This window comes from Leyella stercorea (assembly GCF_021531355.1).
Taxonomy (GTDB): Bacteria; Bacteroidota; Bacteroidia; order Bacteroidales; family Bacteroidaceae; genus Prevotella.
On sequence record NZ_JADYTS010000080.1, the window covers coordinates 1 to 12,718 of the forward strand.

General features: G+C 45.3%; 10 protein-coding genes and 2 pseudogenes. 9 read left to right on the top strand and 3 right to left on the bottom strand.

Annotation, left to right across the window (positions count from 1 at the left end):
• Window positions 1-684 precede the first annotated feature (684 nt).
• A complete protein-coding gene (locus I6E38_RS12680) occupies window positions 685-1,290 on the bottom strand; it encodes an aminotransferase class IV family protein (protein ID WP_235394340.1) in 606 nt (201 codons plus the stop codon).
• Window positions 1,272-1,658: an MmcQ/YjbR family DNA-binding protein gene (locus tag I6E38_RS12685; protein WP_235394341.1), complete on the bottom strand. Its 387-nt coding sequence runs from the start codon at window positions 1,656-1,658 to the stop codon at window positions 1,272-1,274. Before I6E38_RS12685 ends, I6E38_RS12680 begins: the two co-directional genes overlap by 19 nt.
• 158 nt (window positions 1,659-1,816) lie before the next feature.
• Here I6E38_RS12685 and ileS point away from each other — a divergent pair, with 158 nt between their 5' ends.
• From ileS to I6E38_RS12730, 9 genes and pseudogenes are all read left to right on the top strand, one after another.
• A complete protein-coding gene (gene ileS, locus I6E38_RS12690) occupies window positions 1,817-5,440 on the top strand; it encodes an isoleucine--tRNA ligase (RefSeq protein ID WP_235394342.1) in 3,624 nt (1,207 codons plus the stop codon).
• A gap of 97 nt (window positions 5,441-5,537) precedes the next feature.
• On the top strand, window positions 5,538-5,918 hold the full coding sequence (locus tag I6E38_RS12695; protein ID WP_235394343.1) for a TraR/DksA family transcriptional regulator: 381 nt from the start codon (window positions 5,538-5,540) through the stop codon (window positions 5,916-5,918).
• Window position 5,919: 1 nt separating this feature from the next.
• Complete coding sequence (locus tag I6E38_RS12700; RefSeq protein ID WP_235394344.1) at window positions 5,920-6,558, top strand: lipoprotein signal peptidase; 639 nt, start codon at window positions 5,920-5,922, stop codon at window positions 6,556-6,558.
• Complete coding sequence (locus tag I6E38_RS12705; protein WP_235394345.1) at window positions 6,555-7,481, top strand: DUF4296 domain-containing protein; 927 nt, start codon at window positions 6,555-6,557, stop codon at window positions 7,479-7,481. Before I6E38_RS12700 ends, I6E38_RS12705 begins: the two co-directional genes overlap by 4 nt.
• Window positions 7,478-7,696 carry a hypothetical protein gene (locus I6E38_RS12710; RefSeq protein WP_235394346.1) on the top strand — a complete coding sequence of 73 codons (219 nt, stop codon included), beginning with the start codon at window positions 7,478-7,480 and terminating at the stop codon, window positions 7,694-7,696. Before I6E38_RS12705 ends, I6E38_RS12710 begins: the two co-directional genes overlap by 4 nt.
• Before the next feature lie 35 nt (window positions 7,697-7,731).
• Window positions 7,732-8,580 (top strand): carboxylating nicotinate-nucleotide diphosphorylase, encoded by an 849-nt coding sequence (gene nadC / locus I6E38_RS12715; protein WP_235394347.1) that lies wholly within the window; start codon window positions 7,732-7,734, stop codon window positions 8,578-8,580.
• Window positions 8,581-8,709: 129 nt separating this feature from the next.
• Window positions 8,710-10,287, top strand: coding sequence for a dipeptidase (locus tag I6E38_RS12720; protein ID WP_374690007.1), 1,578 nt, complete (start codon window positions 8,710-8,712; stop codon window positions 10,285-10,287).
• Between the two features lie 313 nt (window positions 10,288-10,600).
• The gene (locus I6E38_RS12725; RefSeq protein WP_235394349.1) at window positions 10,601-12,070 is read left to right on the top strand and encodes a phosphohexomutase domain-containing protein; all 1,470 of its coding nucleotides are present in this window, start codon (window positions 10,601-10,603) and stop codon (window positions 12,068-12,070) included.
• Between the two features lie 189 nt (window positions 12,071-12,259).
• Window positions 12,260-12,379, top strand: a pseudogene (locus tag I6E38_RS12730) (IS110 family RNA-guided transposase); the annotation flags it as partial.
• 31 nt (window positions 12,380-12,410) lie between these two features.
• Here I6E38_RS12730 and I6E38_RS12735 read toward each other — a convergent pair.
• Window positions 12,411-12,548, bottom strand: a pseudogene (locus I6E38_RS12735) (IS4 family transposase); the annotation flags it as partial.
• Window positions 12,549-12,718 lie beyond the last annotated feature (170 nt).

The window sequence follows — 12,718 nt, forward strand, 5'->3', positions numbered from 1 at the left end:
TTGGCGTCTGTGGGTACGAACTTATTCGTGAATTATTCATATTTATAAAATTAATTTTGAACAGTTACTTAGATAATTATTTTTCGGTATTTAGTTATCGTTAACAATAATATAGGCTAGTGTCTATTATTGTTAACGATACTTTATTGTTTTGTCGTATTTATATATCCAGGTACGCCTTTCTCCAGTATCGCAGCATTTAGACTGACGGCAGCTGTGTTGGAGGAATTGTAACATTCTATGATGGCCTTACCGTTTTCATCGGTTGTGACCAGTGGATTCCAGTACAGAGTGTGTCGTTTGTCAGTTGGATCGAACGAGTTGAGGCAAAAGATTCTCCAAGAGACTTATGTCTTTGCTTTCGGTAAGCGTATCTACTAGCATCGCAGATACGCTTACTTATAATTGTTTCGAATTGATGGTGTAAAGGTACGAAAACGAGGAAGTAACATTGTCTATAAAATGATAAATAACGTGCGTTATTCGTTATTTAAAGGTAATAAAAGACAAAAGCGCTGTTTAAAGGTCGCTTTTGTACGGTTGCACGGTATGTAAATTGAAGGTTAGGATAGTACTTTCGTAAGATTACTCAAGTACTTTAGTAGGATTACTCAAGTACTTGAGCAGGATTACTACAGTACTTGGCGTAAGTACTGTGACTTTAGTTATGCGGAATCTTTATTCTCACAATTTTATTCCACTCGGCTCAATCTCTCTCTCCCCGAAATCAATCATTGCATTGAACAGTCTGATTCTTTTCGCCTTCATTAGGTCGTCCTCTGTGATGTCTGCCTCCTTGATGAGGCCATTGTCCAAGAGTAGGGCGCGTCGAGTGCCGTGAAGTAGGGGATGTTTGGGGGTCAGCCAACTATTGCCGTCGAATATGGCGAGGTTGGTGAAGGATGTGTCGGTGATGAGATTGTTCTTGACGATGATGATTTCATCGCAGTCGGTTTTTTGTGCTGTGAGTGCGTTGAGAACTGAGCGGTCGGTACACTTGTAGCTATAACTAATTGTGTCGTCGTGGACTATCTTCAGGGTGCTAATCTGTCGCATGGAGTATGGGGCGTATTCTACGAGTTCTACTCCGTGTGTGCCATATACTACACGTGCCTTGAAGAGCGACATGCTGTCCTTGGGCGTAATCAAATCTTGAAGGCGTGGCATGGTGTTGAGGGCAAGTTGGGGGAAGAAATGACGAATGGTTCGCTCCATCCTTGCCTGATGGTAAGGAAGGTTTGCTGCTTTGCCATTCGATATCTTAATTGTTTCTACAAATTGCTGTTGCATAGCTGATATTTTACTCTAACGTATTTGGGTAACTTGCTGATTATCACATTATACGACTCTCGTATAATACTCTCTACAAGTTTGGTGCCCAATTGTTCGAAAAACACGTCGCTCCAATGTCGTTTGTTCCAATGGAATGCAGGCGTAATGACAGAAAATTGCTCGCGCAGTTCTTCGTTCCTTTCGGGCGAAAGTTTGCAGGCAAATCTCAGCATGGATTCATCGATATTATATTTGCCACCTCCCAGCCAAAGGCAGAGAAAAATTCTGCCCTCAACACGGAAAGTTATGTTGTCGTCGCCAAACGGTTGGTCTTCGGTCACCCCGGATAATGACAACGTGAAATCTCTGACTTCTTCAATATTCATAGGTAATTGATTTGGTTGCCGACCACAAAAATACAACTATTAAGGCAAAGCAGCAAGATTTTTTGCATTCAATATCGCACGTATATCCTCATTTTTCATTAACTTTGCATCCGTTATAACATTTCTATAGGAAAATAAATACAAAACATTAAATACAAATGTCAAACAAGTTTGTTGAACACAAGGGTTTCAATCTTGTAGAAACCAACAAGGAAGTTTTGGACAAGTGGATGGCTGACGATGTCTTCCACAAGTCAATCGACGAGCGCGAAGGCTGCCCGCAGTTCGTATTCTTTGAGGGACCTCCCTCAGCCAATGGTCATCCGGGCATTCACCACGTTCTGGCACGCGCCATTAAAGACACATTCAATCGCTATAAGACTATGCAGGGATTCCAAGTTCACCGCAAGGCTGGATGGGACACACACGGACTCCCCGTAGAGCTGGGCGTAGAGAAGGAGCTTGGTATCACAAAGAAGGATATCGACAACAAGGCTTCGGAGAAGTATATTTCGACCGAGGAATATAATCATAAGTGTCGTGAGAATGTGATGATGTTTACAGCCGAGTGGCGCAAACTAACTGAGGAGATGGGCTATTTTGTTGATCTCGACCATCCGTACATCACATACGACAACAAGTATATTGAGACTCTATGGTGGCTCCTCAAACAGCTCTACAACAAGGGTCTGCTGTACAAGGGCTACACCATTCAGCCGTACTCGCCGGGAGCAGGTACCGGACTGTCGTCGCACGAGCTCAACCAGCCCGGTTGCTATCGCGACGTGAAGGACCTGACAGCTACCGTTCAGTTCCTCATCCGCGATCCTAAGGAAGAGTGGACAAAGTGGGGCAAGCCTTACTTCGTGGCATGGACTACAACTCCGTGGACTTTGCCTTCGAATGTTGCGCTCTGCGTTGGTCCGAAGATCGACTACGTTTCGGTTGAGACATACAATCTCTATAATGGTGAGCCTATCACCATCATTATGGCTGAGAACCTCGTCAAGGCTTACTTGAAGCCTGGGCAGGAGTGCAAGGAGGGCGAGTTGGCTCCGTTTGACAAGGAGAAGAAGATGTGCCCATGGCGCATTACCGGCCACTTCAAGGGTACAGAACTCGAGGAAATGCACTACGAGCAGCTTATGCCGTGGGTGAAGCCATGCGAGAAGGTGGACGACTTCGCTCCGAAGTTCGTGACAGAATATGCTGAGGCACATCCAGAGAAGGTGTTTACAGGTGAGGACGGACGCGACAAGTTTGTGGAGATGGAGAGCGAGGCTTTCCGTGTAATCCTCGGCGACTACGTAACAACCGACGACGGTACTGGTATCGTACACATCGCCCCGACATTCGGTGCTGATGATGCCAAGGTGGCTAAGGATGCTAACATTCCGGCTCTCTACCTTATCAACAAGAAGGGCGAGACACGTCCTATGGTTGACCTCCAGGGCAAGTTCTACCTCATCGACGAGCTTGACACTAACTTCGTGAAGGCCTGTGTAGACGATGAGAAATACGGTCATCACGCTGGCGACTACGTGAAGAACGCCTACGACCCACAGTTCAATCAGGATGGCGTATGGGACAAGAAGGCTTCGGACAAGGCTGAGGACTTGAACGTTGTGCTCTGCTACGAATTGAAGCAGGAGGGCAAGGCTTTCAAGACAGAGAAGCACGTACACAACTATCCTCACTGCTGGCGTACAGACAAGCCAATTCTTTACTATCCGCTCGATAGCTGGTTTATCAAGGACACAGCACGCAAGGAGCGCATGGTGGAACTCAATAAGACTATCAACTGGCAGCCGGAGTCGACCGGTACTGGTCGCTTCGGAAACTGGCTTGAAAACCTCAACGACTGGAACCTCTCACGCTCACGCTTCTGGGGCACCCCGCTTCCTATCTGGCGCGATGAGAACCGTGGCGAGAAGTGCATCGGTTCGCTCGAAGAACTGTATGCCGAGATAGAGAAGTCGGTAGCAGCTGGCGTGATGAAGAGCAATCCTATGAAGGACAAGGGCTTCGTACCGGGCGACTACTCTAAGGAGAACTACGACCGCATAGACCTCCACCGTCCTTACGTAGACTATATCGTGCTCGTAAACGACGAGGGCAAACCAATGCATCGCGAGTCAGACCTTATCGACGTTTGGTTCGACTCTGGTTCTATGCCTTATGCACAGCTCCACTATCCGTTTGAGGGCGAGATGTCGCGCGGCACAGAGGAAGACCGCAAGGCTCTTGTCAACAGCACATACGAAGGCTTCGCAATCGCTCCTAAATTCTATCCTGCCGACTTTATCAACGAGGGTGTAGACCAGACACGTGGATGGTTCTTCACTCTGCACGCCATTGCTACAATGGTGTTCGACTCGGTAGCATTTAAGAATGTTATTTCTTCGGGTCTCGTTCTCGATGCTAAGGGCAACAAGATGTCAAAGCATTTGGGCAACGCAGTCAATCCGTTCGATCAGATTGAGAAGTATGGAGCCGATGCCGTACGCTTCTATATGATGACCAACTCGGAGCCTTGGGACAACCTCAAGTATGACGAGAAGGGAGTAGACGAGGTACGTCGCAAGTTCTTCGGCACATTATATAATACATACTCGTTCTTCTCGGGCTATGCCAACGTTGACGCTTTCGACACAGAGGCTGCTCAGGTGCCCGTGGCAGAGCGTCCGGAGATTGACCGCTGGGTACTCTCTGTACTCAACACTCTCATCAAGGGTGTGCAGAAGGAGATGGAGAACTTTGACCCGACCCGTGCAGGCCGACTCATCGAGGACTTCGTCAACAACGACCTCTCTAACTGGTATGTACGCTTGAACCGTAAGCGTTTCTGGGGCAAGGAAATGTCGCAGGACAAGCTCGCGGCTTATCAGACTCTCTACACCTGTCTGACAACCGTAGCCAAGCTCCTTGCTCCATTCGCTCCGTTCTTCGCCGACCAGCTCTTCTGCGACCTTGGTGCAGCTCAGCTTGAGGGTACAACCTCTGTACATCTCGCCAAGTTCCCCGTAGTTGACGAGCAGCTCATCGACCGCGAACTTGAGGAGCGCATGGGTATGGCACAGAAGATCACTTCGATGGTTCACGCTCTGCGCAAGAAGGTGAACATAGCTGTGCGCCAGCCGCTTCAGGCTATCATGATTCCTGCTGTCGACGACGAGCAACGCCGCCACATCGAGGCTGTCAAGAACCTTATCCTCTCAGAGGTTAACGTTAAGGAGCTTCGCTTCGTAGAGGGCTCGGGCGTATTGGTAAAGAAGGTGAAGTGCAACTTCCGCACCATGGGCAAGAAGTTCGGCAAGCTGATGAAGGGTATTGCAGCAGCTATGTCGGCTCTCGACCAGGAGCAGATTGCCGAGCTTGAGACCAACGGCAAGATAGCCGTAGAGGTAGAGGGCAACTCAGTTGAGGTAGAGGCTGCCGACGTAGAGATAATCTCTGAGGACATCCCGGGCTGGCTCGTGAGCAACGAGGGCAAGCTGACCGTGGCTCTTGAGATTGAGCTCAACGATGAGCTGCGCAACGAGGGTATGGCCCGTGAGCTTATCTCGCGCATCCAGAACCTCCGCAAGGAGACAGGTCTTGAGATTACCGACCGCATCCACGTTACCATCACTCCTTGTGAGAAGGTGGAGAAGGCTGTGGCAAGCTTTGCCGACTACATCCAGTCGCAGGTGCTCGCCCTCGACATCACTCTCGCCGATAACGACGGAGCCGAGAGCGAAATCGACGACTTCAAGATTAACATCAAGATAGTTAAGGCTTAAATACAAAATATATGCAGAGAGGGTGCGGCTGAAAGGCTGCGCCCAACTGCATTTTTACTAAAACAGGCCTTTTTATCTTACTAATAACCAAACAACTATGGCAGAGAAATTACGTTACTCAGACGAGGAACTCCAGGAATTTAAGAACATTATTAACGAAAAACTTCGATTGGCACGCCGCGATTTCAACTCGATGATGCAGCAGCTGATGAATGCTGATGGTAATGGAGTGGAAGACACATCGCCTACGTACAAGGCTCTTGAAGAGGGCAGCGCTTCGCAGTCGAAAGAGGAAATTGCACAAATGGCCAACCGTCAGCAGAAGTTCATACAGGGACTTGAGGCTGCGCTGGTGCGCATTGAGAACAAGACATACGGTATTGACCGCATCACTGGTCAACTCATCCCGAAGGAAAGACTACGCATCGTGCCACACGCAACTCTGAGTGTTGAGTCGAAGAATGCACGTAAAAAATAATATGGAAAATAATAAGAAGTACATCACTAACGGATGGCTTGCTATAATCATAGTGATCTTGATTCTTGTGATTGACCAAATCATAAAAATCGAGGTGAAGACCAATATGACTTTAGGTGAAGCCATACGTATTACCGACTGGTTTTATATAGATTTCATCGAAAACAACGGAATGGCTTATGGCATGACTTTCTTCAACAAATTAGTGTTGTCGCTGTTCCGAACATTGGCTATTGGCTCCATTGGATGGTATATCTGGCGAGTGGTGAAGACGGGGATTTTCAGTCGTGGGTACATAGTTTGCTTGGCTATGATATTGGCTGGCGCTGCAGGCAATCTTATCGACTGTCTGTTTTACGGACTTATATTTGATGCATCAACGCCATTCAGCGTAGCTGACTTTGTGTCTTTCGGTACCGGGTATTCTACATTCCTGCATGGTAAGGTGGTGGACATGTTCTATTTCCCTATTATACGTACTACTTATCCTGAATGGATGCCAATGGTGGGTGGTGACGATTTTGTCTTCTTCTCGCCGATATTCAATTTTGCCGACTCTTGTATTAGCGTAGGAGTGGCAGTACTGTTGCTGTTCTTTAGAAATGATCTGGAGCGCATGTCTTTAGCTTGGAAAAAATGATAAATACTAACAATATAGCCAATATGGCAGGTTCGTATTGCCGACTTCATTTGCTGGCTGCCTGCCTGGTATTATTCATGACCGTTGTTTTTACGGGATGTAAGCCAGGAATCCCTGGACGCTATCTGCAGATGGATGAGATGGCTGACATTCTTTATGACTACCATGTGGCTGACGGAATGGTTCAGACCAATTTCGATAGTCCTGACTCAGTAGCGATGCGAGCTTATAGTATCAGCATTCTGAAGAACCATGGTGTGTCGCAAGCTGATTTCGATTCGTCGATGGTTTATTACACACGCCACACACGATTGCTTCAGAAGGTGTATGACAAGATTGCAGACAGGCTCGGCCGCGAGGCTGTAGAACGTGGCGGACAGGCTGGCTTTACAGATTTGACTGAAAATGCAGATACAACCAACGTGTGGAAACTATCTACGGCATTTGTACTCTCACCATATTTGGCTACCAACCGAATTTCGTTTGAGATAAAGGCCGATAGTTCGTACCACGAGGGTGATCGTATGGTGCTCGACTTCGATGCTCAGTTCCTATATCAGGACGGTATGCGGGATGCATTGGTGGTACTGGCTGTTACTTATGCCAACGATAGTGTGGAGTATGTCAATAACAGTATTAGCACTTCGTCGCATTATCACATGCAGATTATGAACGAGGGACGCTTGACTATTAAGGCGGTGCGTGGCTTCTGGATGCTGTCAAGCGATAGGGCTATGCCTACGTCGTCTGCAACTACATTCAAGCTGTTTGTAGTGTCGAATGTACGTCTTGTCAAGATGCATGTGTCGGAACCCGTAAAGAAGCCCGAAGACGGCAATATGTCGCCTGACTCGCTTGAGTTGCCAAAGTTAGACAGCTTAGACCGACGCCGACCATTACATCTTAACGACCGTAAGCTATGACACGACTTGTTGCAGCCAACAGAGTGATTTCCACCGACGGCAAGGAGATAAAGCCAGGTGTGGTTGAGTTGGATGGTGAACGTGTAGTTAATGTTTCTGCTTTGCTTGGCGAACGTCCGTTCACCGAGTGGCTGGGTGGAACAATCAATCTACAGTATTATGCAGACGAACAGCTGTGTGCGTATAAGGATGGAAAGATGCTTAAAGAAAAATAATAACAAAGTATTAATTACTAAATAAATATTACATTATGCTTAGTGTAAACGAATTGGAAGACCGCCTTATTGACCTTGCATTTGCTGAGGATATAGGCGATGGCGACCACACTACCCTTTGCTGCATACCTGATACAGCAATGGGTAAGTCGCACTTGTTGATAAAGGAAGACGGCATTCTCGCCGGAGTAGAAGTGGCAAAGCGCGTATTCGCCCGTTTCGACCCTACTATGCAGGTAGAGGTGCTTATCGGCGATGGTGCCCATGTCAAGAAGGGCGATATTGCAATGGTAGTAACTGGTAAGGTGCGCTCGTTGCTTCAGACCGAGCGTCTGATGCTTAACATCATGCAACGCATGAGCGGTATTGCTACTATGACTGCTAAGTATGTGGAGCGCCTGAAGGGTACAAAGACACATGTGCTTGACACCCGTAAGACTACTCCGGGCTTGCGTATGCTTGAGAAGCAGGCTGTAAAGATAGGTGGCGGTATGAACCACCGTATCGGTCTGTTCGACATGATTTTGCTTAAGGACAATCACGTGGACTTTGCTGGTGGCATAGCCAATGCCATCAACCGTTGTCACGAGTATCTCAAAGAGAAGGGACTTGACCTGAAGATTGAGATTGAGGTGCGCAACTTCGACGAGCTGCGTCAGGCTATGGAGTGTGGCGGCATCAACCGTATCATGCTCGACAACTTCTCTGTAGATAATACAAAGAAGGCAGTTGAGATGGTGGCCGGCAAGTACGAGACAGAGTCGAGCGGTGGTATCACATTCGACACTATTCGTGACTATGCAGAGTGTGGCGTTGACTTTATCTCTGTAGGTGCTCTGACACACTCAGTAAAGGGGCTCGACATGTCGTTCAAGGCTTGCTAATTAATAATAATAACCTCACTCTTACCATTTCTATTATGGAGGGGGTGGGGCTTTTTAATCTATTATACTATGCAATTATCAAAAAGACTAAAGGATATTGCTCTTGCTGCTCTTATATCGGCTTCAGCAATGGAGGCATCTGCTTGTACTAATCTCATTGTTGGCAAGAAGGCCAGTGTTGACGGCTCGGTACTCGTTTCGTACAATGCCGACGACTATGGTATGTTCGGCCACTTGTGCCACTATCCGGCAGGAATGCATAAGAAGGGCGAGATGCGAAAGATATTCGACTGGGATACAGGCGAGTATCATGGCGAAATACCCGAGGCTCCCGTAACTTATAATGTTATCGGTAATATCAACGAGTTTCAGCTCTCCATTGGAGAGACAACTTATGGCGGACGTGAGGAGATGGTAGATACTACAGGTATTCTTGACTACGGTTCGCTCATATACGTCACCCTTCAACGAGCAAAGACAGCCCGTGAGGCTATATCGATAATGACTTCTCTTGTTGAGAAATATGGCTACTGTTCAAGTGGCGAAACTTTCTCTATTTGCGACCCTAACGAGGCATGGATTATGGAGATGATGGGTACAGGTCCTGGCAGCAAGGGTGTTGTTTGGGTTGCGGTACGAATTCCTGACAATGCCATCTGCGCTCATGCCAACCAGAGCCGTATAGGTAAGTTTGATATGAAGGACAAGAAGAATGTCATTTATTCGAAGAATGTCATTTCTTATGCCCGCAAGATGGGCTGGTTTACTGGTAAGGATGCCGACTTCTCATGGAAAAATACTTATGCACGTCCCGACTTCTCTGGTCGTCGTTTCTGCGACGCTCGTGTTTGGAGCTTCTTCAATCACTATCAGAAGGGATTCGACCGCTATCTGCCTTGGGCACTTGGAAAGGACCCTAATGCCGAAGACATGCCTCTGTGGATTATACCCGACCGCAAGCTTAGCGTACACGACGTAGAAATGGGTATGCGCGACCACTATGAGGGTACAGCATTGGCTCTTGATACAACTAATGTAGGAGGTGGTATATATCAGATGCCATATCGTCCCACACCATTGCAGTTTAAGGTTGACGGCAAGACATACTTCAACGAGCGCCCAATCTCTACCCAGCAGTCGGCTTTCTCGTTTGTATCGCAGCTGCGCTCATGGATGCCGCGCGAGATAGGTGGCGTGATTTGGTTTGGTAACGACGATGCTAATATGATTGCCTATACACCGGTGTACTGTGGTAATACTGTTCAGCCAGAGTGTTACAATACTCCTGGTGCCGACGCAGTGACATTCTCTGATAAGAATGCTTTCTGGGTGTGCAACTGGGTAAGCAATATGGTTTATCCGCGTTATTCGCAGATCTTCCCAGAACTTAAGATTGTACGCGACTCGCTTGAGGCAAGCTATTTTGCACAGCAGGCTGATTTTGAGAAGAAGGCTATGGAACTCTATGCTACTGACAAGCAGGCTGCACTTCGTTTGCTCAATGAATATAGTGTTGATAAGGCTCAGCAGATGCTTGCAGAGTGGAAGAATCTTGCAATCCGCATCATAGTGAAATACAATGATATGGGTGTAAAGCAGGAAAAGGACGGTAAGATACAGAAGAAGGTAATGCGTCCTGGTTATCCTGAAAGCTTTGCTAGAAAGCTTGTAAAGGAAACTGGCGACTGGTATGCAGTTCCTGAATAGAAATAAGGACAGATTATACCGTTTATTCTAACAGATAGCTATAGAAATATATTACTTAAAAATAGTCAATAGAACTATATCTTAGAGTAAACTGAACAGTCTCGCGGTTCTGTCTTTATTTTACTTCTTTTTTGTGTGTAGTTTTTATAACTACACACAAAAAAGTAATCTTGAATCAGTAAGATCATAAGCTATTGTCAAAATATTCTGTAAATGCAGATTTATATGTTAAAGCATTATTTTGCATTGATTTAGTTTTGACTATTGAATAATAATATATAATTTTGTTTTCTACTAATCTTAAAGCATAACTATGAATTGGAAAAAATTACAAAATGGTTCAGACATAAGGGGTGTGGCTCTTGATGGGATTGAAGGCGAATATGTTAATCTTACGCAAGAAGTGATTGAAACAATCGCCAGGTCGTTTGTTCGCTGGCTTAGAAATACCTTAGTTAATGAAACACCTATTATTGCAATAGGTACAGATTGCCGACTCTCGGGAAAAAGTATTAAAGGCTACTTTGTAAAGGGAGCAGTAGAAGCTGGTGCAAATGTTGTAGACTGTGGTCTTGCTTCAACCCCAGCTATGTTTATGACAACAATCACTGAGCAAGTAAAAGCATCTGCTTCTGTAATGGTAACGGCAAGCCATCTTCCCTACAACCGTAACGGTCTGAAATTCTTCACTTCTAAGGGTGGATTAGATAGCAAGGATATCGCTTCAATACTTGCTATTGCAGAAAATGGTAATTATACATATAATGGGGCAGAAGGTTGCTATACAACTTTTGATTTTATGACGGTCTATTCTCGCCATATTGCCGACTACATCTGTAAGGGTGTGAATGCCTATGACTATTCACACCCCCTTAAAGGTATGCATATCATAGTGGATGCAGGAAACGGTAATGGTGGTTTTTTTGAAAAGATATTGAGTTCGCTTGGTGCTAACACTGAGGGGAGCCAGTTTCTTGAACCTGATGGCCATTTCCCTAATCATATTCCAAATCCTGAGAATCCAGAAGCAATGGCTTCAGTTTGCAAAGCAGTTGAAGACTGTAATGCTGATCTCGGCGTAATATTTGATACAGACGTTGACCGTTCGGCTATAATTGGTCGTAATGGTCAACCCATCAATCGTAATTCACTTATTGCGCTGATATCTACAGTCATTCTTGAAGAGCATCCGGGAAGTACAATTGTCACTGATTCGGTTACATCAGATGGTTTGGCTGAATTTATCAGCCAAAAGGGAGGAAAACATCACCGTTTTCGTCGTGGCTATAAAAATGTCATAAATGAAGGTATTCGACTTAATGGAATGGGAGAGGAATGTTGGTTGGCTATTGAAACTTCCGGTCACGCTGCTTTACGCGAAAATCACTTTCTCGATGATGGTGCATATCTTGCTGCCAAACTCATAATTTATGCAGCCAAGTTGTTCAGCCAGGAAAAGCAATTACATGAAATCATTGCAACTCTTAAACAACCAAAGGAGAGTAAGGAAATTAGAATAAAACTGACAGCCCCTGATTTTAAGGCTTATGGTGCTAAAGTGCTTGAGAATGTGAAGTCTAAAGTTGTTGAGGTGCCTGGATGGACTCTTGTTGAACCGAACTACGAGGGACTGCGTGTTAGTTGTGGCAATGCAGACGATGATGGTTGGTGGTTGTTGCGTATGTCATTACACGATCCTGTAATGCCATTAAATATTGAGAGTAATGTGAAAGGTGGTGTTGCGATTATTGAGAGTAAACTCAAATTGCTTGGCATTCTTTAATACAAATTTAGATAAAATTTCCGAGTTATAAGCCAGTTGTGATAAAAAACTGAAATGAATTTCTCCGAGTGCTCGCTGCTTGAGTTAAAACATCAAGACCGACATACCTATAATCTTGCATCAACGTGCTTTAAATCACAAATTATATTTATTTTGGGGTCGAATTCATAACCCCCAATATGCAAGCCTATGAAATCAGTATGTGGTCTTGATGTGCACAAAGATAGCGTTTATCTGTGTATTTTGAATGAGTTTGGAGAACTTATTAAAAACGTTTTCGGTGTTTTAACTTATCAGTTGGAAGCATTAGTGTTCAATAAAAATTGGACATGTTTATTAATCAATCAATTAGTCCCCTAAAGAGGGGATAATCGAGTCCTTTGACATCGTTGAAAATAGTCTTATCAAATAGATTTATTAGGTGGGTTTTGTCCGTCAATGAAATACTTAGAATATGCAAAACTTCATATGTTGGTAGTGTAAACTGAACTGTGTCACGGCTCTATTTTTTTATTCTTTCCCTCTTATTTGTGTGCAGATTTCACATATGCATACAAATAAGAGGAGCCTTTCATAGGCAAAGTTACATAATCTTGAACCTATCTCCAAATTTTATAGCAAGTTGTTGTGATATCAGTGCCCAATTAG